23 protein-coding genes and 1 pseudogene are annotated in these 22,306 nt (G+C 58.2%); 5 read left to right on the top strand and 19 right to left on the bottom strand.

Annotation, left to right across the window (positions count from 1 at the left end):
• Positions 1 to 5: 5 nt before the first annotated feature.
• The 5 genes and pseudogenes from AFK24_RS31895 to AFK24_RS14265 form a co-directional block, all read right to left on the bottom strand.
• Positions 6 to 479 (bottom strand): annotated as a pseudogene (locus AFK24_RS31895) (NAD(P)-dependent oxidoreductase); the annotation flags it as partial.
• 40 nt (positions 480 to 519) lie between these two features.
• Positions 520 to 1,872 carry an MFS transporter gene (locus AFK24_RS14280; protein ID WP_065833816.1) on the bottom strand — a complete coding sequence of 451 codons (1,353 nt, stop codon included), beginning with the start codon at positions 1,870 to 1,872 and terminating at the stop codon, positions 520 to 522.
• 50 nt (positions 1,873 to 1,922) lie between these two features.
• Positions 1,923 to 2,318: a carboxymuconolactone decarboxylase family protein gene (locus AFK24_RS14275; protein ID WP_065833815.1), complete on the bottom strand. Its 396-nt coding sequence runs from the start codon at positions 2,316 to 2,318 to the stop codon at positions 1,923 to 1,925.
• An 89-nt stretch (positions 2,319 to 2,407) separates the two neighbouring features.
• Complete coding sequence (locus AFK24_RS14270) at positions 2,408 to 3,835, bottom strand: aldehyde dehydrogenase family protein (protein WP_065833814.1); 1,428 nt, start codon at positions 3,833 to 3,835, stop codon at positions 2,408 to 2,410.
• Positions 3,836 to 3,872: 37 nt separating this feature from the next.
• Entirely contained in the window at positions 3,873 to 4,763 is an 891-nt protein-coding gene (locus AFK24_RS14265) for an NAD(P)-dependent oxidoreductase (RefSeq protein WP_065833813.1), read from the bottom strand.
• Between the two features lie 178 nt (positions 4,764 to 4,941).
• On the opposite strand from AFK24_RS14265, the gene AFK24_RS14260 reads away from it, so the two are divergent.
• Entirely contained in the window at positions 4,942 to 5,268 is a 327-nt protein-coding gene (locus AFK24_RS14260) for an NIPSNAP family protein (RefSeq protein ID WP_065833812.1), read from the top strand.
• 229 nt (positions 5,269 to 5,497) lie between these two features.
• Here the strand turns inward: AFK24_RS14260 and AFK24_RS14255 are convergent, their stop codons facing one another.
• Entirely contained in the window at positions 5,498 to 6,178 is a 681-nt protein-coding gene (locus AFK24_RS14255; RefSeq protein WP_065833811.1) for a GntR family transcriptional regulator, read from the bottom strand.
• A gap of 156 nt (positions 6,179 to 6,334) precedes the next feature.
• The gene (locus AFK24_RS14250) at positions 6,335 to 7,264 is read right to left on the bottom strand and encodes a helix-turn-helix domain-containing protein (RefSeq protein WP_065833810.1); all 930 of its coding nucleotides are present in this window, start codon (positions 7,262 to 7,264) and stop codon (positions 6,335 to 6,337) included.
• A gap of 148 nt (positions 7,265 to 7,412) precedes the next feature.
• Here AFK24_RS14250 and AFK24_RS14245 point away from each other — a divergent pair, with 148 nt between their 5' ends.
• Both AFK24_RS14245 and yghU read left to right on the top strand, forming a co-directional pair.
• The gene (locus AFK24_RS14245) at positions 7,413 to 8,165 is read left to right on the top strand and encodes an SDR family NAD(P)-dependent oxidoreductase (protein ID WP_065833809.1); all 753 of its coding nucleotides are present in this window, start codon (positions 7,413 to 7,415) and stop codon (positions 8,163 to 8,165) included.
• 66 nt (positions 8,166 to 8,231) lie between these two features.
• Positions 8,232 to 9,071: a glutathione-dependent disulfide-bond oxidoreductase gene (yghU, locus tag AFK24_RS14240; RefSeq protein WP_065833808.1), complete on the top strand. Its 840-nt coding sequence runs from the start codon at positions 8,232 to 8,234 to the stop codon at positions 9,069 to 9,071.
• A gap of 257 nt (positions 9,072 to 9,328) precedes the next feature.
• Here yghU and AFK24_RS14235 read toward each other — a convergent pair whose 3' ends face one another.
• From AFK24_RS14235 to AFK24_RS14220, 4 genes are all read right to left on the bottom strand, one after another.
• Entirely contained in the window at positions 9,329 to 10,282 is a 954-nt protein-coding gene (locus tag AFK24_RS14235; protein WP_065833807.1) for a 2-hydroxyacid dehydrogenase, read from the bottom strand.
• Between the two features lie 77 nt (positions 10,283 to 10,359).
• Entirely contained in the window at positions 10,360 to 11,520 is a 1,161-nt protein-coding gene (locus AFK24_RS14230) for an L-talarate/galactarate dehydratase (protein ID WP_065833806.1), read from the bottom strand.
• 36 nt (positions 11,521 to 11,556) lie between these two features.
• Positions 11,557 to 12,960: an MFS transporter gene (locus tag AFK24_RS14225; protein ID WP_065833805.1), complete on the bottom strand. Its 1,404-nt coding sequence runs from the start codon at positions 12,958 to 12,960 to the stop codon at positions 11,557 to 11,559.
• A 174-nt stretch (positions 12,961 to 13,134) separates the two neighbouring features.
• Entirely contained in the window at positions 13,135 to 14,079 is a 945-nt protein-coding gene (locus tag AFK24_RS14220) for a LacI family DNA-binding transcriptional regulator (RefSeq protein ID WP_240500389.1), read from the bottom strand.
• Here AFK24_RS14220 and AFK24_RS31580 point away from each other — a divergent pair.
• A complete protein-coding gene (locus tag AFK24_RS31580; protein WP_240500388.1) occupies positions 14,078 to 14,218 on the top strand; it encodes a hypothetical protein in 141 nt (46 codons plus the stop codon). The two genes, AFK24_RS14220 and AFK24_RS31580, sit on opposite strands and share 2 nt — an antisense overlap.
• Before the next feature lie 292 nt (positions 14,219 to 14,510).
• Here AFK24_RS31580 and AFK24_RS14215 read toward each other — a convergent pair whose 3' ends face one another.
• The 7 genes from AFK24_RS14215 to AFK24_RS14185 all read right to left on the bottom strand — a co-directional run bounded on the left by AFK24_RS14215 (position 14,511) and on the right by AFK24_RS14185 (position 20,839).
• A complete protein-coding gene (locus AFK24_RS14215) occupies positions 14,511 to 15,692 on the bottom strand; it encodes a PLP-dependent transferase (RefSeq protein ID WP_065833804.1) in 1,182 nt (393 codons plus the stop codon).
• 13 nt (positions 15,693 to 15,705) lie between these two features.
• Positions 15,706 to 16,434 (bottom strand): amino acid ABC transporter ATP-binding protein, encoded by a 729-nt coding sequence (locus AFK24_RS14210; protein ID WP_065833803.1) that lies wholly within the window; start codon positions 16,432 to 16,434, stop codon positions 15,706 to 15,708.
• A gap of 12 nt (positions 16,435 to 16,446) precedes the next feature.
• On the bottom strand, positions 16,447 to 17,139 hold the full coding sequence (locus AFK24_RS14205) for an amino acid ABC transporter permease (RefSeq protein WP_065833802.1): 693 nt from the start codon (positions 17,137 to 17,139) through the stop codon (positions 16,447 to 16,449).
• A gap of 2 nt (positions 17,140 to 17,141) precedes the next feature.
• Positions 17,142 to 17,882 carry an amino acid ABC transporter permease gene (locus AFK24_RS14200; RefSeq protein WP_065833801.1) on the bottom strand — a complete coding sequence of 247 codons (741 nt, stop codon included), beginning with the start codon at positions 17,880 to 17,882 and terminating at the stop codon, positions 17,142 to 17,144.
• Between the two features lie 72 nt (positions 17,883 to 17,954).
• Positions 17,955 to 18,854: a transporter substrate-binding domain-containing protein gene (locus tag AFK24_RS14195; protein ID WP_065833800.1), complete on the bottom strand. Its 900-nt coding sequence runs from the start codon at positions 18,852 to 18,854 to the stop codon at positions 17,955 to 17,957.
• Positions 18,855 to 19,100: 246 nt separating this feature from the next.
• On the bottom strand, positions 19,101 to 19,844 hold the full coding sequence (locus AFK24_RS14190) for a GntR family transcriptional regulator (protein WP_240500387.1): 744 nt from the start codon (positions 19,842 to 19,844) through the stop codon (positions 19,101 to 19,103).
• 131 nt (positions 19,845 to 19,975) lie between these two features.
• Positions 19,976 to 20,839 carry a LysR family transcriptional regulator gene (locus AFK24_RS14185; RefSeq protein WP_065833798.1) on the bottom strand — a complete coding sequence of 288 codons (864 nt, stop codon included), beginning with the start codon at positions 20,837 to 20,839 and terminating at the stop codon, positions 19,976 to 19,978.
• A gap of 112 nt (positions 20,840 to 20,951) precedes the next feature.
• On the opposite strand from AFK24_RS14185, the gene AFK24_RS14180 reads away from it, so the two are divergent.
• On the top strand, positions 20,952 to 21,560 hold the full coding sequence (locus AFK24_RS14180) for a LysE family translocator (protein ID WP_065833838.1): 609 nt from the start codon (positions 20,952 to 20,954) through the stop codon (positions 21,558 to 21,560).
• A 26-nt stretch (positions 21,561 to 21,586) separates the two neighbouring features.
• Here the strand turns inward: AFK24_RS14180 and AFK24_RS14175 are convergent, their stop codons facing one another.
• Complete coding sequence (locus tag AFK24_RS14175) at positions 21,587 to 22,195, bottom strand: TetR/AcrR family transcriptional regulator (protein WP_065833797.1); 609 nt, start codon at positions 22,193 to 22,195, stop codon at positions 21,587 to 21,589.
• Positions 22,196 to 22,306 lie beyond the last annotated feature (111 nt).

Genomic DNA, 22,306 nt, shown 5'->3' with positions numbered 1-22,306 from the left:
AGGAACACCTTGCTGGCGATGGGCGCAAATACCCAATCCAAGGCCGCGACGCTGGCGGCATCGCCACCGACCATCAAGGTCAGCGCGCCCTTCTCCGCCGCAGCGGCGCCGCCGGAAATCCCCGCGTCGATGTACTGCACGCCGCGTTCGGCAAACAGGCCGTGCAAACGCACGGTTGAACTCGCCGCGGCGGTACTCAAATCGACGACAATCTGGCCTTCGCGACAATGGCGGAGTAACCCTTCAGGCCCTTCAACAACGGCCTCGACCACCTTGCTGTCAGGCAACGACAGCAACACCACGTCCGCTTGTGCTGCGACCTGGCCGATGGATTCTGCAACCTGTGCGCCAGCGTTTTCGACCCGCTGGCTATCCGTGTCGTAACCCAGTACGTCCAGGCCTGCATCAACCAGACAACGGGTCATGCGACCGCCCATGTTGCCCAGGCCGATGAAGCCAATGGTTTTATTGTCCACAACGTTCTCCCGTTGGTTATTGTTCTGTCAGGTCAGCCAGGCGTCAGAAATCGACGTCCTTGGTTTCCGGCCCCATGTACGCGCCGATGGTGGCGATAACGCCGCCCACGCACAGCAGGACTGCCGGGGTCATGGTGAAAGGAATGATCTGGCCCAGCCACGCCATGTAGAAGGCGTAGAACGACGGGATGATCACCGACAGGCTGAAGCCGACGCCAAAGCCGGTGGCGCGCACGTCAGTGACAAAACGTTCATTGATGTAAGTGACGATTACGCCCCATGGCGCGGTGACCAACACCGAAAGCAGGCAGACCAGGGTCATGATCACCGGCAGTGACAAGCCAGGGACGTTAGCCAGCACATACATGACGCCAGCGCCGACCGTGGCGATGATCGGCCCAAGGATCAGGAAGAAGCGTCGACGGCCGATTTTCTGGCCGATCATCCCCGAAGCGATGTAGCTGAAGAACAGCACCGAGTAGGAAATCAGCAGCGTGCCGGTTACTTGCATCCCCGAAAGATGCAGGGTGTTCACCAGCAAACCGGTGGGCAGGAAAATCGTGATGATGTTCTGTGTCAGCCAGAAGCCGGTCATCATCAGCAGCACTTGCAGCAGGTTGCGACCGCTTTTGCCTTTGAGCAGATCAGTCAGCGGCAGTTTCTCCCGAGGTTTTTTCTCGGCGTCCTCTTCCCAGATCTCGGACTCGGAAACTGCATAGATGTAATACAGCGCCAGCACGCCAGCCAATACCGCGCCGATCACAAACGGAATCCGCCAGCCCCATTGCACGTACGGCGAATCGGGACCGGCCAGCGGGAACAGCATGAACATCAGCATCGCCACCAGATTGATGCTGACGTAGGCCAGCGGAAAACCGGCGATGATCAGGCCGCCCACGAAGCCACGCTGATGCTTTTTCGAATACTCGATGGCCAGCGGCATCGCCCCGGTGTAGCCACCGCCGAGGAAAATCCCGTCGACAAAACGCAGCAGCACCAAGGCCCAGTACGAGGCAATGCCGATGGTCTCGTAACCCGGCAGCAAGGCAATCAGGAAGGTCACCACGCCGAAGCCTGATACCGAATAAATCGAGGCCATGCGCCGCCCGGTCTTGTCAGCGATCATGCCGAACAACAGTGCACCGATGGGCCGCCCAAGCAGCGTGGTGATGAACACCAGCGAGGCGAGAATCGCGGCCATGCCCGGCGACAACTGGGCAGGCTGGAAGAAGAACAACACAGGGGAAAGCACGACGACCGGCAAATAGATGTCGAACATATCGATGTATTCGGAGAAGAACGCGCCTTTGATCGCGTTCCTTCTTTTCTTCTCGATCGACTGATCGGTCTCGGCCAGCGGTCTGGCCTGGGCTGGGGCGTGGGCATGGGTACTCATGACGTTTCCTTATAATTATTGTTGAACGGCAAGGGAGGTTATGGAGCGGATCAGGCTCCGGCGATTTCCGCCTCGTAGGCCTTGATCGCCGCCGATGCAACACGGAATGCTGCCAGGCCCAGCGGCACGCCGCAGTAAATCGAGGCCTGCATCAGCACCGCGCGGATTTCTTCCTTGGTCACTCCGTTACGCAATGCGCCGCGCACGTGTACGCCCAGTTCGTGGTGCTGACTCATGGCTGTAAGCATTGCCAGATTGGCGATGCTGCGGGTCTTGAACGGCAAGGTTTCGTCGCCCCAGATTTCGCCCCAGCACACTTCGGTGACCAGCTTCTGGATCGGCCGATTGAAGTCATCCGCCGCAGCCCAGGATTTCTCCACGTGCAGATCACCGAGGACTTCCTTGCGGTTGTTGAAGCCTTGGTTAAAGCGTTCGTTGTCGTCCATCGTTCTCTCCAGTTTCGTACTATCGACAGATTGTCATACAGTCTTTACAGGCAAATTTTTTAGCTCAAAGCAGCGGTTCAGCCAGGGTTTCAGTCGCCGTAACCCACTATGGATTTCACTTCCAGATATTCGCGCAAACCGAACTCGCCCCACTCGCGGCCGTTGCCGGAGCGTTTGTAGCCACCGAACGGCGCGGCGAAATCAGCAGGCGGGTAATTCAGATGCACGCTGCCGGCCTGCAAGGCGCGCGCGACGTTACGCGCCCGATTCTGATCAGCCGATTGCACATACGCCGCCAACCCATAAGGCGTGTCGTTGGCGATCTGAATTGCTTGGGCCTCATCGTCATAGGCGATCATCGACAGCACCGGGCCGAAAATTTCTTCTTGGGCAATGGACATCTGCGGCGTCACGTTGGCGAACACCGTGGGTTTGACGAAGTAGCCTTTGGACAGCCCTTCAGGCTTGCCCACACCACCGGTCACCAGTTGCGCGCCCTCATCGATGCCGGCCTGAATCAGTGCCTGAACCCGACGCCATTGCGCATGATTGACCAACGGCCCGAGCTGAGTGGCTTGATCGGTGGTCGCGCCAACCTTGAACGCTTCGGCGGCGTGTCTGGCGATCTGGATTGCGTCGTCCATCAGGCCACGGGGGATCAACATGCGGGTCGGGATCGAGCACGACTGACCGCTATTGGTGAAGCAGGCTGCGACGCCACGGGTCACTGCGTTTTGCAAATCCACGTCGTCGAGCAGGATATTCGCCGACTTGCCGCCCAACTCCTGGGCAACGCGCTTGACGGTGTCCGCCGCTGATTTCGCTACCAGCACGCCAGCGCGGGTCGACCCGGTGAACGACAGCATGTCGACGTCCGGATGCGACGACAGCGCAGCGCCAACGCCGGGGCCATCGCCATTGACCAGATTGAACACGCCCGCAGGCACGCCAGCCTCGTCCAATACTTCGGCGAACAGCAGGCTGCTCAGCGGCGAATATTCACTGGGCTTGAGGACCATGGTGCAACCGGCTGCCAGCGCCGGGCCGACTTTCACCACGATCTGGTTGATCGGCCAGTTCCACGGTGTGATCAGCCCGCACACGCCCACCGGCTCGTAGCGCAATACAGTGCTGCCTTGACGCTGTTCGAATTCAAAACGTTGCAGTACTTCAATCAACTGGTTCAGGTGCAACCAGCCACGCGGCACCTGGAAATTGCGCGAGGCGCTGATGGGCGAGCCCATTTCCAGGCGCATGGCCTCGGCGAATTCTTCCTGGCGACGTTCATAAATCGAGACGATTCGGCGCAGTAAGTCGACGCGCTGAGCGACGCTGGTTTGCGCGTAGCTTGGCAATGCCCGGCGCGCGGCCACGACCGCACGCTCAACGTCCGTAGCGTTGCCCAACGCAAGACGGTCGACGATGGTTTCCGTGGCGGGATCGATGACGTCGAACCACTCGGGAGCCGCTGGCTTCACCCATTGTCCATCGATGTAAAAATCGGCTGCATGAGACATATGCTTTGCTCCGTTGACGATCTGCTGAAAGACGCGATTACTCGCCTTCTTTGGCCAGCATTCGGTACATCTCGGTGTGGTCGGTGGTGGGCGTTGCGTCTTGCGCCACCTCATCCCAGACCTTGATCGCGCGCTGGCCGAACAGCAGCGGGTAGTCCAGCGCGTCCGACAAGCCCTTGGCGATCTTCAGGTCCTTGTTCATCAACTGCATCGAGAAGCCGGAAGCGAAGCTGCCACTGAGCATGAATTGCTTGGCCTTGTTCAGCGACGTGTTGCTGCCACCGCTGGACGCATTGAGCACATCGACCATCACGCCGGGATCGATGCCGAAACGTTTGGCCACGTGCAAGGCCTCAACCGTAGCCATCAGGCCAGCAGCGGAGACGAAATTGTTCAGCGCCTTGGCTGCATGGCCGGAACCCGCCTCGCCGATGTGCAGGATGTTTTTGCCCATCGCGTCGAGCACTGGCTGACAGCGCTGCATCACCGCCGGATCTCCGCCAACCAGAATCGCCAGAGAGCCATCCACTGCGCGCTTCACGCCGCCGGAGACCGGTGCATCGAGATACGCGAGGCCGATGCTGACGAGTTTCTGCCCCAGATCCCGGGAGCGCGCCGGTTCCGAGGAGCTCATGTCGATGACCACCGTGTTTGCATCCAATGACGCGGCCCAGCCCGATTTGCCGTCGGCGCCCAGCAACACGCTTTCGACGATATTCGAATTGGGCAGCATGGTGATCAGCACATCGAGGGATTTGGCGTTCTCGGCATCCAGTGCGGATGCGCCGAGAGCAGTCTGAATCTCCTGCAAACGCCCGGCATCGGCATCGGCAAGAAATAACTGGAACCCGGCTTTGCTCAGGCAGGTGGTCATCGGCAGACCCATCATGCCGAGGCCGATGAAACCGATGCGTGTTGGTTGAGTCATTTTCGCGCCCTTTTTATTTTTCGAAATGTGTTTTCAAAACGGGTTCACGGCGGCACCTGATGTTTTTTCTGCTCGGTGCGCGCCAGCAGTTGCGACAAAACTATATGACTGTCATACAATCGGTCAATAGGCTACTTTGCCTATTTCCTGATCGGTACATATAAAAAGAGGTTACAAAATGATCGTTGAACTACGCACTTACCATTGCGCACCAGGCCGCCTGCCGGCGCTGCACGAACGCTTCAGCAAGATCACCCTGGGATTTTTCGAAAAGTATGGAATCGAACAGGTGGGTTTCTGGACGTCGCTGAGCGGCGAGAGCAACCAGACCCTGACCTATTTGCTGAAATGGGACAGCCTCGCCGACCGGGAAGCCAAGTGGAATGCTTTCCAGAGCGACGCCGAATGGATCGCCAAACGCGCCGAAAGCGAAGCCCAAGCGATCATCGTGCAGCGCATTGAGAACCAATTCCTGACGCCGACCGCGTATTCAGCGTTGCGCTGATTGCTGGGCGGGTGCTGTAAGGGGACTTGTCCCCGAAGAGGTCGGTGCAAACGCTGAAGATCTTTCTCGGCAGACCCGACGCCTTCCCGGACAAGTCCGGTCCTACCGAACGATACATAACTCGGTAGGAGTGAACTTGTTCGCGAGGCGATAGTTCTGGGTACGCAGGCCTATTGCCTCGCCAACAAGTTGGCTCCTACAGGGAGCAATGGCCTGCGTACACAAACATTTATTGCACCGAATGAACGCCGTTCAGCGCCAGCAATTCCAATACGTTTTTCGAGGCGTTTTCCACGTGCAGCAGGGCGGCGGCACACGCGCCGGGTTCATCGCGCAGCTGAATCATGCGCACGATCTCCTTCAGTTCAGCCAGGGTATGCACCATTCGCCCCTGACGACCGAGGGACAAAGCCCGTAGCAGACTGACGCGGTTGTTCAACTGTTCCAGCATGCTGCCGACCACATTGCTCTGCTCGATATCCAGCAACACATGATAGAAGCGCCGCTTGATGTCCAGCAGCGCTGCGCCGTCGAGGGTTTCAGTGTGAGATTGCTCGACAAACTCGTCGAAAACGTCCGCCAGTTCGGTCACGTCTTCGTCAGTGGCGTAGCGCACGAAGTTGCGCACGGCGAGCACTTCCAGCGCGCCGCGCACGTCGTAGATCTGAATCGCGTCCTTGGCATCCACTGAGGCCACGTACGCCCCGCGATGGGGAACCTGCTCCACCAGACCTTCCGCTTCCAGTTGCCGCAATGCTTCGCGCAACGAGGTGCGACTGACGTCCAGAGCCGTGTAGAGCTGCTGCTCCACCAGCCGATCACCGGGCTTGAACCGACCGGAGATGATTTCGTTGCGCAGTGCATCCTGCACCTGATGCCGCAAAGATGACGCCTGGCGTTGTACTTTCATGGTGTATTCCCTGAGACCTCTACATTCATTGCTGCGACGCCGCGCGGGCCGTCGCCTGGATCGAGCGTAACCAATCGTCATGATCGGCTTCGTTATACACAATCGTATTGTATTACAGCTGTTTTAGGCGAAATAATTCCCTCTCATCGGCCGTGTTCAGCCCCGACGGTATTCACGCGGCGTAATGCCAGTATGACGCTTGAAGACGTGGGCAAAGTGACTTGGACTGCCGTAGCCCACTTCGAGGGCGATTTCGATGACGCTTAGCGTTGATTTCAACAGCAATCGGCGCGCCGCCGCCATCCGCATCCGGATGAAATACTGCGATGGCGATTGCCCCGTTGCCCTGCGGAACAGGCGACTGAAATAAAACTCGCTCATGCCTGCTTCTGCTGCCAGCGCCGCCAGGCTGAACTCCGTTGCAAGCCCCCGCTCCATCCGATCAATCACTCGGTGCAGTTTGTGCGCAGGCAATGCATTGGGCGGCCTGAGACCGGCGTGTTCGTCGCGGTAGTTGCGCACTAGATGGATGGCAAGCGCCTGGGCAACGCCCTGTAGATAGAGCGAGCTGCTCGGCCCAGGGCCTGTCACTTCCTGATGCAACACTCTGATCAACCGGGAAACGGGCGCATCTCGTGCGCCAGAGACATCCCGCAACTGCAGATTATTGACCCGGTCCGCCAGTACGTCCCGCGCAGCCAGGTCCAGCAAGCGCTGGCTCAGATAAACATGCACCACCTGAAAATCCGCGCCGCCCTGTGTTTCCCAACGCATTTCATAGGGCTCATGGGACATGGTGAGGAAGAAATCATCGGCCGTCACCGCGTTTGCAACCCAATCTTGCCCGACCGCTCGCTCCTGGACCAGCGCGCTTCCGGACAACACCAGCACCAGCAAAGGCTCGGCCACCGCCGGGACAATCAGCGTCTGCTCGGTGCTGTGATGCGTATAGAGCTGCAACTGCACGTCAGGATAGGTAGAGGGACCTGCCGCCTCATGCGCGCCAGCGGGCAAATACTCGGGCATTTCTTGTGCCGGGATTCGAGCAGGACGGGCCGGAGTTTTCATGGATTTACCGATATTCATTGATGGGTCATTAATCCTCCTGGCTGATAAAAAAGCAATATCCCGATAGTCCGGCAAGACGGCGTCAGATGCCAATGGACGGATAAGCGACAGTGCTGGCGTCGTTCAGCAGCAATCAAGCCGCTGAACCAGGAAGCTGGAGTGAATCATGTCCGATATGAATAAAGAGTTTGCAGGTCAGGTCGCGCTCGTCACTGGCGCGGCCAGCGGGATAGGTCGCGCAGTTGCGCTGTTGCTGCATGACCGGGGCGCCAGTGTGGTCGCCGAAGACAGGAACGCGACAGTACAGGATCTCGCCCGGCCAGGCCTGGTACCGCTGGTTGCGGACATTACCGAAGACGGTGCAGCCGAAGCGGCCGTCGCATTGGCGATCAAGCAATTCGGTCGCCTGGACATTCTGGTGAACAATGCCGGGATCATCCTCAATAAACTGCTCATCGATATGACACGCGAGGAATGGGAGCGAATTCAGCACGTCAACGTCACGGCGGCGTTCATGCACGCTCGCGAAGCCGCAAAGGCAATGATTCCTAACGGTACCGGAGCAATCGTGAACATCGCCTCTTACGCGGCGTATCAGTCTTTCCCGACGATCGCGGCTTACGCGGCATCCAAGGGCGCGCTAGTCCAGCTGACACGGACCCTCGCGCTGGAAGTCATCGAGCACGGAATCCGGGTGAACGCGGTCGGTTCCGGAGATGTCGTAACCAACATCCTCAATGAGGTTGTAGATGACGGCCCGGCCTTTCTCGCCAGCCATGGAGAAACCACGCCGATCAAACGCGCCGCTCAACCCGAAGAAATTGCTGAAGTGGTGGCATTCCTGGCTTCCAGTCGGGCGTCCTATATGGTTGGATCAGTGGTCATGGCCGATGGCGGGATGAGTGTCACTGCTGGCTGAGGTCTATCGAAAGCCGTCTATCCGCGATCCGCCGCATCAGAACTAGCACATTACGAGGTTCGTCTCATGAGTAAAGCTGCCTATGTTCCCCCTACAGTCTGGAAAGATGATGCGCCGTCTGGTGGCCAGTTCGCCAATATCAACCGCCCGATTGCCGGACCGACCCACGACAAGGTATTGCCGGTCGGCAAGCAGCCGTTGCAGCTGTATTCGCTGGCCACGCCCAATGGCGTGAAGGTGACGATCCTGCTGGAGGAGTTACTGGCGCTTGGGCACTCCGGCGCCGAGTACGACGCCTGGCTGATTCGCATCAACGAGGGCGACCAATTCTCCAGCGGTTTTGTCGACATCAACCCGAATTCGAAAATCCCGGCGCTGCTGGACCGCAGCGTCGAGCCGGCGATCCGGGTTTTCGAGTCCGGTTCGATCCTGCTGTATCTGGCAGAAAAGTTCGGCGCGCTCCTGCCCACCGATCTGACCGGGCGTACCGAAACCCTGAACTGGCTGTTCTGGCAGATGGGTGCAGCGCCCTACCTCGGCGGCGGCTTCGGGCATTTCTACCTGTATGCGCCGGAGAAGCTTGAGTACCCGATCAACCGCTTCACCATGGAGGCCAAGCGGCAGCTGGATGTGCTTGATCGGCGACTTGGCGAAAGCCCCTACCTGGCTGGCGACAGCTATACCATCGCCGATATCGCGGTCTGGTCGTGGTATGGCCAGGTGGTGCTCGGCAACGTGTATTCGGCTGCGGAATTTCTTGCTGCCCACGAATACACCCATGTGCAGCGCTGGGCGCAAGAAATCGCCAAGCGACCTGCAGTGATTCGCGGCCTGCGCGTCAACCGGACCTGGGGCGATGAGGCGACTCAGGTGCCGGAGCGGCATCAAGCCAGTGATCTGGACTGAGTGTGTGTGGGAGCGAACTTGCTCGCGAAGCGGCCAGACAATACGCCTCGCCAACAAGTTGGCTCTCATCAAACAACGCACAACCATTAAATTGAAATGCTCGTAGGAGCGAGCGGGCGGCGTTCCGACTTGCCCGCGAATCAGACGCCTCGGTGACCCAGCTCTACCGCGTCATCGTTCTTCGCGGGCAAGCCTCGCTCCAACGGGTGCCAGAGTTTGCTGCGCGACAGCGCGGCGTCTGGACGACAGGAGATCTCCTACAGACTCACCGGCGTGACCAGTTTTCCCTGTTCAAACCACGCAGCAAGATTGGTGTAGACCAGATCCGCCATGGCCTGGCGAGTCTCGTGAGTGCCGCTGCCGATGTGCGGCAGCAGCACAACGTTATCCATCGTGATCAGTTCGGCCGGCACATTAGGTTCGTCATCGAACACATCCAGCCCGGCTCCCCCGACTTCAGATTCAAGCAATGCGGCCACCAATGCGGCTTCGTCAACGACGGTGCCCCGGGCAACGTTGATCAGAAATGACGACGGGCCGAGTGCGCGCATGACTTCACGGTTGATCAGGTGTCGCGTGTCAGCGCCCCCGGGAACGATGACCACCAGGTAATCCGCAGCCGCTGCGAGTTCCTGAAGATCAGCGTAATGAGTGTAGGAAACATCGGCATAAGGCCCGCTTGGCCGGAAATAGGCGACGTGCATATCGAATGCGCTGACGAGTCTGGCGATGGTTTTGCCGATTTTCCCCAACCCGACGATCCCACAGGTTTTGCCATGCAGGTCGTTGCCCAAGGGGAATTTCGCCTGCTGCCATTTGCCCGCACGCACGAAGCGCTCGGCTTCACTGATGCGCCGTGACACGCAGAGCATCAACGCAAGCGCGGTTTCAGCCACGCTGTTGTTGAGCACGTCGGGCGTGTTGCTCAACTGGATGCCGCGACCGGCGAGATAAGCGGTGTCGACCGCGTCATAGCCGACGCCAAAACTGGTAATCGCTTCGAGATTGGGCAGCTTATCCAGCGTCGCGTTATCGGCACCGTACACACCGCTGGTCACCACGACGCGTATGGCTTCGGCGTGGGAAACCGCCCAACTGTTGAAGTCGGCTATTTCCCAACGCTTGTGCACATTGACGTTGGCTTCCAACGCCTGCATCAAGGATGCGTGCATGGGACCCCAGACTAAAACATCGCCTTTGCTGTCGATCATCGTCGTTCATCCTTTTTATAGAGGCTCTGGTCAGAGCCTCGCACACCAGGGCGCAGCAAGCCACAGCGCGGTCGAGTTCAGGGACGAGTTCCGACTTCCGCTTCCTGAGCTGTCCAGGGTTTGACCTGCCCGCTGAGTGTCAACCCAAGACCGGGTCGCGTAGGAACGAGCATTCGGCCGTCGCGGGTTTCCAGACGCTCGTTGAACAGCGGTTCGAGCCATTCGAAATGCTCGACCCAAGGCTCGGTCGGATAGGCAGCGGCCAGGTGAACGTGCAGTTCCATGGCGAAGTGCGGTGCAAGCATCAAACCTGCTTGCTCGGCCATTGCCGCGACTTTCAAATAAGGCGTGATCCCGCCGACGCGCGGCGCGTCGGGCATCAGGAAGTCAGCGCCTCGCAGCTTGATGAACTCAGCGTGTTCGGCAACGCTGGTGAGCATTTCGCCGGTGGCAATCGGCGTATCGAACTGCTGCGCCAACGCCGCATGGCCTTCCGCGTCGTAGCAGTCCAGAGGTTCTTCGATCCAGATCAGGTTGTGCTCTTCAAACCGACGGCACATGCGCTGCGCCGTTGGGCGATCCCATTGCTGGTTGGCATCAACCATCAGCGGGAAGTCATCACCCAGGTGTTTGCGAACCGTGCTGACGCGTTTGATGTCGATGGCGCAGTCCGGCTGGCCGACTTTCAGCTTGATGCCGCCAATGCCCTTTTCGCGGGACAGATCAGTGTTCTTCATCAACTGATCCAGCGGCGTGTGCAGGAAACCGCCCGATGTGTTGTAGCAGCGTACCGAATCACGCTGCGCACCCAGCAGGCGGGCCAGCGACAGGTTGGCGCGTTTGGCTTTCAGATCCCACAACGCCACATCGAACGCGCCGATAGCCTGGGTCGACATACCGCTGCGGCCCACCGAAGCGCCAGCCCAGCACAACTTGGTCCACAGCTTGGCGATGTCACTGGGGTTTTCGCCGATCAGCGCCGGGGCAATTTCCTTGGCATGGGCGAATTGGCCCGGCCCGCCGGCACGCTTGGAATAGCTGAAGCCAAGGCCGCTGTGGCCGTCGACCGTTTCGATTTCAGCGAACAGGATGACGATTTCGGTCATCGGCTTTTGCCGGCCGGTCAGCACCTTGGCATCACTGATCGGATTGGCCAGCGGCAGGATGACCGACGAGACCCGAACCCAGGCAATGCGGTCATCGTCGGCGGACTTGATGGATTGTTGTTGTGCGAGCATGTGCGCTCTCCTTCATTCATGAGGTTTGAACAGAGATCAGGTGCGGGGAGTTGTCAGCTCGGCATTCGCCGCAGCGGCTTCGACAGGTCGAGCCGGTGGATCTTCGAAGTCATCGAGTTCCAGACGCTTGAGTGGCCCGACGATGAACAGATAGGAAAATGCTCCCAACAGACCCATTCCGGCGACGTACATCAGCGCGACATCGAACGAACCCAACTGATTGATCATCACGCCAATAGCGATGGGGGTAACGATGCTGGCAAGGTTGCCGCAGAAGTTGAACATCGCGCCGCTCAAGCCCATGGCGCGTGCCGGTGAGACGTCACCGACGATGCACCAGCCCAGATTGCCGACGCCCTTGGCGAAGAACGCAACCGACATCACCAGAATCACCAGCGTGATGGACTGCGTGTAGTTGGCGACCATGATGCTGCTGGAGAGCAACAGCCCACAGATGATTGGCGTCTTGCGTGCCGCAGTCAGACTGAAATTCTTGCGCAGCATCCAGTCGGACCAGACGCCACCGATCATGCCGCCCAGGCAACCGGCGATGGGCGGAATCGCGGCGACCAGGCCGACCTTCAGCATAGTCATGCCCTTGGCTTCGATCAGGTACGTCGGAAACCAGGTCAGGAAAAACCAGGTGATCGAGGTCAGGCAGAACTGACCCAGATAGATGCCCACCATCATGCGGTTGCCACCGATGGCCTTCAGGCTTTTCCAGCTGAACGGGGTCTTCACGTCGCCGATGGTTGGCAAGCCGCCACCCGCCTCGATGTAGTCGATTTCCGCCTGATTGGCGCGCTTGTCCTTGCGCGGCTCCTGAACCATCCGGAACCACAGCAAACCGATCAGGATACCCGCGCCGCCCGTGACCCAAAACACGTGCTGCCATCCCCAGGTACTCACCAGCCAGACCATCAACGGCGTAAAGGCGGCCAGTGCGAAATACTGCGCGGACTGAAAAACAGCCGTGGCCAAACCCCTTTCGTGACGCGGAAACCACATGACCGTCAGCCGGTTGTTGGCCGGAAATGCTGGTGCCTCGGCAACGCCCATCATGAAGCGCAAGACAAACAGCGCCAGAAACGCGGAACTGAACAGGTCAACGTAACCTTGCAGGAAGGTGAACACCGACCAGATGATCAGACTCAGGCCAAGCACCAGACGCGAGCCGAACCGGTCGAGGATGATGCCGCCGGGCAGCTGCATCGAGGTATACGCCCAACCGAACGCCGAGAAGGCAATGCCCATGGTCAGGGCATCGAAGCCCAGGTCGGTGCGCATACTGGGCGCGGCAATGGACAGCGTTGCCCGATCTACGTAGTTGAAGACTGTGACGATGAAGATCATCACCAGGATGAGATAGCGGACGTTTGTCTTGGCTACCGATTGCGCAGGATCACTCACTTTTATTTTCCTTATTGTGAAATTCGGCATTGGAACGGCGTGGCTTTCAATCTCCTGAGGCCCATATGATCGAGCGATGATTGCGCAATCATTCAAAGGCTTAAAAAAAGGCGCTGTCCGAAAAGACAGTTGACCTCGGCGCCGATATTACACTGATTGCGCAATCATTCAACTATCAGGGAATCAACATTTGCGGATTTTTGGTCAGGTACTGGCTCGGTCGATCAGGGTAAAACCGGTATCAATGCGTACCGGGTCGTGGCTGCCTGCGGGATAGGCGAAGCGCTCAAGTAGCGCTTGGGCCACTTGCAGGCCGATTCTTCTGCCGTCAACGCTGACCGTCGATAAGGCTGGATATACCTGCGCCGCACTGCTTAGATCGCCGAAGCCCATGACCGCGAGATCCGAGGGCACCTGCATGCCACGACTGGCGGCTTCCGCCAGCACACCCTGGGCCACGGTATCGGAGCTGCACACAACGATGTCCGGCCGCACGGGCTGTTCCAGCAGCCGGCGAAGCCCTTCCCGTCCGACTTCAAGCGTTGCCGGCGGAGCCAGAACCTCCATCGGCACTTCGTCCATACCCAGCCGTTTGAGCTCGGCAATCAGGCTATTACAACGGCGCAAGCCACGCGGGTCACTGATGGTCACCACTGAAAACCGTTTGTAGCCCTTGGCGACCAGATGTCGCGCGGTCTCCTCCCCCACTTTTTCATGAGAGAACCCCACCAGCATGTCCAACGGGTCTTCGCTCAAGTCCCAGGCTTCGACCACGGGAATACCTGCCTGAGCGAGGCGCAAACGGCTGGATTCGGTGTGCAGTGTGCCGGTCAGAACGATGCCATCCGGACGGCGGCCGAGCACCGCTTCAAGGAGCTTTTCTTCCTGCTCTGCGGAATAGCCGGTGAGGCCCAGCAGCGTCTGATACCCGGCTTCGGTCAGCCGATCCATCAGGGATTGCACAGTGTCGGCAAAAATCGAGTTGGCAATGGTCGGCAGGAAAATCGCCACCAGCCGGCTTTTGTTACTGGCCAGGCCGCCAGCCAGCATGTTCGACACATAACCGGTCTTGCGCACAGCCTCGCGGACCTTTTCCCGGGTTTCTTCGGTTACCAGTTCCGGTCGATGCAATGCTCGGGAGACGGTCATGGGTGAGACACCTGCAACCTTTGCCACATCAATCAATGTCAGGCTGGAGCCTTTCCTGGTTGCAGCCGACGACAAATCAATGGGGGATGCTGCGGGTTTCTTCGCCATGAACATTCCGAATCTGAAGCTTGGTATCTGAAACTGCTGTGAAAGCAGGCTGTTAGCGCAGTGAATCTATCAAAGCTGCGCGGAACATTCACGATACTTGGTTTTGGCGCAAGGGGATGGAAAGCCTGCGGGTTTGCAGATCGGGGTATTACTTGAGCAACCAATACCCCACCCAGCCCCAGCATAAAACCGTCACCAGCAACCACAACCGGCTGGATTTTTGCCGAGGCTTGTCGCGATATCTGATTCAAGACTCCCCACAGCATAGTCGCGGGCTGGAAAAGAACGCGGGCAGTCGATGGGTCTGAGAGATTGACTCCTTATTACCAAACAGCGGTCATTCGCCCATTTGCACTGATCTTCAGCGCACCCGCAAGCCGTTGTGCGATTGAGTTCATATCCGAGTCCTGACCTTGCGCAGTGATGAATTGGGTGCCGACACGCAGTGCGTAGTTGCCAGGCGAAGTAGGATCGGCACAAGTACCGACCAGAATTCCCTGGCCTTCCAAAGCCGCCATAACCACGGGTGCCAACACGTCAGCTGTCATCGGGATGAGTATCTGATGGGTGAACACTTCATCGGTTGCCGGTGCGATGATCGCAACACCACGCTGACGCAACCCCTGAGCCAGCGCTTGGGAGTTGGCGCATACCTTCTCGGCGTAGGATTTACCCTTGGCCTCTACTTCGCGCAGCGTGTGCAGAAACGCAGGTAGCTTGCCCGCGTCGTAGTTGGCGAGTAAGGCACGGTCGATGAGGGCTGCCAAACGCTCACCGTCCGCAGGATCGCGGCCCGCAATCAGGCTATGGGGACGACCCGGCAGTGTTTTGTAAGTCGAACTGGTCAAGACATCGACCCCAAGCGCCAGTGGATTGGGAAAGGTACCTCCCGCGATAAGACCGGAAACATGGGATGCGTCAAAGATGGTCTTTGCGCCCACTTCCCTGGCCGCTTCGACCACCGGCTCAATGTCGTCAGGCTTGATTATCACCGAGCGCCCCAGCATTACCAGGGTCGGGCGACGCTCACGCACCCGTTCAGCCGCACGGCTCGCATCCAGAACACATCGGCGCGTATCAAAGGGAAGATCCTCGACCTCAAGCCCCGCCAGCGACGGCGTGCCGCCGCGACGCTGACTCAAATGCCCGCCCTGGGCTGCTGCTGGTGCGAGCAGCAAATCTCCGGGTTTGGAAAACGCATGAAATACCGCCAGGTTGGCGATGGTGCAGCTCGGCAAGCGAGGTTCGGCCCATTGGGCACCGAACAGCGCGCAAATACGGTCTCGCACAGCGACTTCCAACCCGGAAACCACGTCGGTATCAGGTTGCTCCTTGGAAAAGCTCGGCCCCATGGCCGGATAGGCACTCAATGTCGGGGAATAAGCCTGTTGCGCCTCAGGGCTGGGCAGATTGGCACCGGCATACAACATGAGGCGTCCATCGTTGAGGGCAGCGCTACGTCCGAGCGCCTGCTCAAGCAACCGCTGCTCATTAAGAATTTCCATGTTGCCGGGCTCCTTAGTGCACGAGAATTTTAGAAAGAAACTGTTGGGCACGCTCGCTGCGCGGCTGACCGAAAAACGCATCTTTGTCGGTGTCTTCGACAATCTCGCCCTGGTCCATGAAGATCACCCGATTGGCGACCTTGCGGGCAAAGCCCATTTCATGGGTGACGACCATCATGGTCATGCCTTCCCGGGCCAGTTCGACCATGACATCCAGCACTTCATTGATCATTTCCGGATCGAGGGCCGATGTCGGCTCGTCGAACAGCATGGCTACCGGATCCATCGCCAGCGCCCGGGCAATAGCCACACGTTGCTGCTGTCCGCCGGAAAGCTGCCCCGGAAACTTATGAGCGTGGCCCGTAAGCCCTACCCGTTCGAGCAGCGCCATGCCTTTTTTATGTGCATCGGACTTCGAACGCTTGAGCACTTTGACCTGGGCGAGCATGAGGTTCTGGATGATCGACAAATGCGGGAACAGTTCGAAATGCTGAAACACCATGCCGACCCGCGAGCGCAGGATCGACAGATTGGTGTCACTGCCCGTTACGCTGACGCCATCGATGATGATCTTGCCACTGTCGATCGGCTCAAGGCCGTTGACGGTCTTGATGAGGGTTGATTTGCCAGACCCTGAAGGCCCGCACACCACCACCACTTCGCCCTTGGCGACGGAGGTGGTGCAATGCGAGAGCACTTGAAACTGGCCGTAGGATTTGCAGACGTCGCTGATCGTAATCATGGTCGTGCGCTCTTAACGGATGATCGCAACACGGCGCTGGAGGCGGCGCACTGCGTGGGAAGCGAATAGGGAGATCACGAAATAGACCAGCGCTGCGAAGATATACATCTCCAGCAGGCGGCCATCGCGCTGCGCGATCTTCGCGGTGGCGCCGAGGAAGTCGGTGATGGACAGTACGTACACCAGTGAGGTGTCCTGAAACAGGATGATGGTCTGTGTAAGCAGCAGCGGCAGCATGTTGCGCAATGCTTGCGGCAGCACTACATACAGTAGGCTCTGGCTGCCGGTCATACCCAACGCCTGGGACGCAAGCGATTGGCCCTTGGGCAAGGACTGGATGCCGGACCGGATGATTTCGCAGAAGTAGCAGGCCTCGAACAGCGTGAAGGTGATGACCGAGGACCAGAACGGATCGATCCGCATCGGTCGCGATGCGCCCGTCGCCCACTGTCCGAGATACGGCATGAGGAAGTAGAACCAGAAGATCACCAGCACCAGCGGCAACGAGCGCAACAGGTTCACGTAGCCTGCGGCAATCCGGGACAGCGCCCGATAGTTCGACAACCGCATAAGCGCCAGCAGTGTGCCGAAGACGATGCCGCCCAAGGTGGCAAACAAGGTCAGCGTCAAGGTGAACGACATTCCCGTCAGGAACAGATACGGCAAGGCATTGACGACGGCCTGTAGATCAAATCCGCTTAGCATGGTCAGCCTGCCTTCTTGATCGAGCCATAGCCGGGTACGACGGAACGTCGTTCGATGGCGCGCATGGCAAAGACAATGATGAGGTTCAGCGTTAGATACAGCGTGGTCGCGGCGGTAAAAGCCTCGAAAATCTGGAAGCTGTTTTCCTGCATCGCGCGGGCGCTGCCGGTCAGTTCCATCAGACCGATGGCGAGGGCGACGGAGGTGTTCTTGGTGCAGCTGAGAAATTCAGAGGTAATGGCCGGAACCACGATGCGGTAGGCCATCGGCAACAGAACGTAAAGGTAGGTCTGCACCAGGTTCAGCCCCAGCGCCTGACCTGCCATTCGTTGTCCACGAGACAGGCTTTCCAGCCCCGCCCGCACCACTTCGGCCATACGCGCCGCGTGGTAACAACCCAGGCAAATGACTGCTGTGTAGAACTGCGCATTGGGCACTTGCTTGAGCCATGTACCGAGGTCGCGGGGCAGCAGTTCCGGCAGCACGAAGTACCAGAGGAACATCTGCACCAGCAGGGGCACATTACGGAATACCTCGACGAAACCGGTGCCCAGCGCTCGCATCCAGGTCAATGGCGAGGTACGCGCCACGCCGACAATCGAGCCCAGGCTCAAGGCGATTGTGAATGCACCCAGGGCTGTCGCGACGGTCCAGCCGGCGCCCCAGATCAAGGTTTCAAGATAGGTATGGGTGCCGTCCAGAGAGGGCTCGAAGAAAATCCACCAATTCCAGTTGTAGCTCATCAGTTTTTCCCGCCCAGCGCAGTTGGAACCCTGGACCGGACGCAAGCGCCCGGCCCGTGGCTAATGCCTTGATCAGCGATAGAGATCGGGATTCGAATCGTCGGTGGGGTGGGCGATCACCTTCTTGAGCTGGCTCGACATGGGGAAATTCATGTTGATGCCCCTTGGGGGGATCGACTGGGTAAACCACTTGGCGTAGATCGCATCGATCTCACCCGTCTTGTAGAGACCTGCCAGGGTCTGATTCACCAGCGTCTTGAATGCTTCGTCGTTGCGACGAAGCATGATGCCGTAAGGCTCAACCGAAAGCGCCTGGCCGGAAAGCACGTAGTCTGCCGGTGCCTTGGAGGAAGCCGCAGCACCCGCGAGCGAAACGTCATCAAAGATCAGTGCGGCGGCGCGATTGGTTTCCAGGGTGAGCATGCCTTCGGCCAGGTCTTTGGCGGTCAGAATCGTCAGACCCAGATTCTGTTCGATGTTGGCGGTGTTGATCACTTTGACGCTGGTGGTGCCAGCCAACGTGACGATGGTCTTGCCTTTTGCCCCGGCCATGGTGTCGATGGGCGCACTTTTCTTGGACAGGATGCGTACCCCGGCAACGAAGTTGGTCGTGGAGAACGTGACCTGCTTCTGACGCTCGGCATTGTTGGTCGTAGTGCCGCACTCCATGTCGATGGTGCCATTGGCCAGCAACGGCATGCGCGTGGTGCCAGTGACTGGCATGTAGGTGATCTTCAGATCAGGCTTGTTCAGCTTGATCTTCACGGCATCCACAACTTTTGCGCAGAGGTCCATCGCATAACCGATCGGCTGCTGCTTGTCGTCGTAGTAGGAAAACGGAACCGCCCCATCGCGGTGACCCACAGTGATCTCACCCAGCTCGGCGACTTTGGTCAGCGTGCCGTCTTCTGCATGGGCGGCCCCACCTGCACATATGAACATCAATAACGAAGTGGTCAGCGTCTTCTTCATGAGTTGCCCTTTGGGTAGTGATTGCTTTTCGGCTACCAGCCCTTGAAGGGGTCGACGAGCCGCCAGTGACATTGCGCAAGCATGCTGGCTTTCGTCGGTCGCAAAGGTCAACAAAAAAGAATAATAAATAATGAATTCATTTTATTTGCACGCATTTAGGGCTATTTTCGCCGAACATGCTCACTAATGGCGCGCAAATTTCGAGAATTTAATACTCAATATTGGGGCTTGGTGGAAATACGAAAGCTAGCTGGCGACCAGTTCGTCGATGGAATGGCGAACGGTTTTCGCGGTGTTCATCACATGCTCGCGCATCACTTTGGCCAAGCGACTGCGATCACGCTCCGTGAGCGCTTTGAGGATTTTCTCGTGGTCGCTGACCGCTTCTTTCCAGTCAGACGGCAACTGGCGCACGGTGTGACGAATATTGCGAATACGCAGCTCAAGGTTTCGGTACAAGCTCAGTAACGAAGCGTTGCCGGCAGCCTCGAAAATCGCGAAATGGATGGCACGGTTGAGGCGCGAGTAGTCGAGATGGCGGGATTCTCGATACGCGACGACCATCTCCAGGTGCATGGCCGTAATAGCCTCAAGCTGCGCATCCGTGATCACCTCGCAAGCAAGCTCGCCCGCCAACGCTTCCATGCTGGCAATGATCGGAAAAAGCTCCTGCAATTCTTCGTCCGTGATGGTGACTACCCGGGCACCTCGTTGGGGCAGCAGTTCAATCATGCCCTCCGCCGCCAACGCTTTGAGTGCCTCGCGCAGCGGGGTGCGGGAAATATCAAAACGCGCGCACAACTCCTTTTCCGGAATCTTTTGTCCCGGCCCCAGTTCGCCACTGACAATCATGTCCCGCAGGTGGTCGACGATTTCGCTGTGCAACGTTTTGCGGCGTATGACTCTTGTTTCTGGCACGCTCAAAATGGGTCTCCTGTACGGTACGTAAACAAGCAATGGGGCCGCAAGGCGGCGATCCACGCCAGGCATTGAGTCAGATGCGGTGAGACTTAGCCACTGCAGTCATTAATTGTCCAGAGTCGGATGCTCAACGGGCATGATCCGGATGCTTATTTGAAGGATGTTCTTACTTGCCTGCCAGGGCTTGCCAAGGAAATTGGCTACGCCTGAAGTCTCAGCGCGCTGATGATGAAAGCATGAAGGCTATTGACCGCTTTAGACCCGCGAGAGGCTCGGCTACGTAGAATCGAAACTTCCATAGGTTCGATGTTTCCCAAGCCGTGTTCACTACCCAAAACGTGAAGCGATGCCTGCACAGTGCACTGAGTGATCGCGGCGATAGCGAGCCCACCCTCAACTGCGGCCACTTGGCCAGCAAGACTGGAGCTGTTGTATACCACCTTGAATTGGCGTCCCTGTTGGGTCAGTGAATTCACCGCATAATGCCGAGCCAGGCTTTCACTTTCGTAGACTGCGATAGGCACCGGGTCTCGCCTCCAAAGCTCGAATTGTGGTGAGCCAACCCAAACCATGGGCTCCTTGAAGAGAAATGTACCGCCTTGAGGCGAGTCTCTGGACACTAGCGCAAGATCAAGATCACCGCTTCGTACACGCGGGATAAGCGTGGTCGATTGCTCACAGGTCAGTTCTATTTCCACGCCTGCGTAGCGTGGCGAAAAACGCTTCAGCACCGGCGTGAGATACCGTGCCGCGTAATCCTCAGCGACGCCAAGGCGAATTCGTCCGGTTAATTCTTCCCCGTGAAAAGCCGCTTGAGTCTCGGCATGAAGGGCGAGTATGCGACGGGCGTAGGTCAGCAGCGTCTGGCCGTCAGCCGTCAGTCGAAGGTGCCTCGGGCCACGACTCAACAACTGCCGTCCAAGCGCGGCCTCCAGTTTCTTCATCTGCATGCTGACGGCGGACTGCGATCTGTTGACCTCGTGGGCTGCGCCAGATAGCGAACCCGCATCCACCACTGCCACAAAGCACTTGAGCCAATCGATCTGCAAATCGCTGGCAGGCATCGCGGTTACCTCTATTCGTTAATCGAATGGCTATGACGTGAATTATGCGCTTTTCATGACGGTTGTTCACCTGCAGGATGCCGGCCTGAATCAACCTATTCTGGATCTGATCATGCCATTCGAGACCTGGTTGCTCTATCTGTTTACCTGCTGCGGCATAGCGGTAGTACCAGGGCCCAATGCGCTATTGGTGCTGACCCATGGAGCCATTCACGGGAGTCGCAAAACGCTGTTCACCATCACGGGCGGCGTGCTTGGCTTTGCCGTCGTGCTTTCGCTTTGCGCCTTGGGATTGGGCGCACTGATCCAGGCGTCGGCCACCTGGTTCACAGCCTTGAAGGTGGTCGGCGGGCTATATCTGATCTGGTTGGGCTTCGGGCTGTGGCGGTCTGCGCCCGTCAGCCTTGATGCGCCCGGGACTACAAGCTTCCGACGTTGGTCGCTGTTCCGCCAAGGGCTGGTGTCGGCCATTTCAAACCCCAAAGCACTGCTGCTGTTCACCGCGTTTATTCCACCCTTCCTGGATCCGCACAGAAGCATCATCGCGCAGACGATCACCATTGCGCTGACCTACGCAGTCGTGGAATTCGTCGTTGAGTATTTGGTGGCCAGCGCAGCACACCGAGTCAGACCTTGGCTGGCTCGAACCGGGCGCCGATTCAATAAAGTCTGTGGTGGATTTTTTGTACTTTTCGGGTTGGCGCTGCCCATCCATAGCTGACGGCAATGCTTGTTCCGCGCGCTGAATCAAACCCCGTCTTGCACTTCATCTGCTGTTTTTTGCTCACCCGATGGTAACGACTTCATTAGCTCGGCACGGCAAACCTCAAGTATTTCCTCTGCCAGAGGAGAGTCATCCGGACAGGCCCTCGACAACATGACCGCACCTATTGCATGCGCGAGCAGGTCGATCATTTTTGCTCGAATGTCTTGCTGCGGCGCATCCAGACCCGCATGGTACTTTTCCTCGAGTGCTGCCAGCGTATTTTCAATTCCGCTGACAAACGTTGCCTTCAACTCATCTGACTGACGGGCAGCGTCACCGCACAGCGCCGCCATGGTGCAACCTCCTCCCCTGCCGTCTCGGTGATCTCTCGACACGTACACATCGATGAAGCCCGCAACGTCGAGGTCGCAGGAGCTGGCGAGAGATTGCGACAGGCTTTTTTCAGCTGCCTCGGCCATCAAATCCGCTTTGGAACCGAAGTGTTTGTAAAAGCCGCCTTGGGTAAAACCGGCAGTGGCCATCAGCTCCGCCACACCCACACCATCGTAGCCACGCTCACGAAATAGCTCTGAAGCCGTTTCCACAATACGAGCTCGGTTGGCGAGTGATTGGGTCTTGGTGATCTTCATTTCGCGCCCCTCTGCCTGATAAAACAATGGCCTGACTATACTCTGATGTCAGTCATAATCAAAACCATTGACATCTTTGATTACGATCGACATTATAAATCTGCATTGGCG

The sequence above is a fragment of the Pseudomonas syringae genome, from assembly GCF_001698815.1.
Lineage (GTDB): Bacteria > Pseudomonadota > Gammaproteobacteria > Pseudomonadales > Pseudomonadaceae > Aquipseudomonas > Aquipseudomonas syringae_A.
Note: the sequence above shows the minus strand (reverse complement) of the source record. Positions and strands in the feature narration are given on the sequence as shown.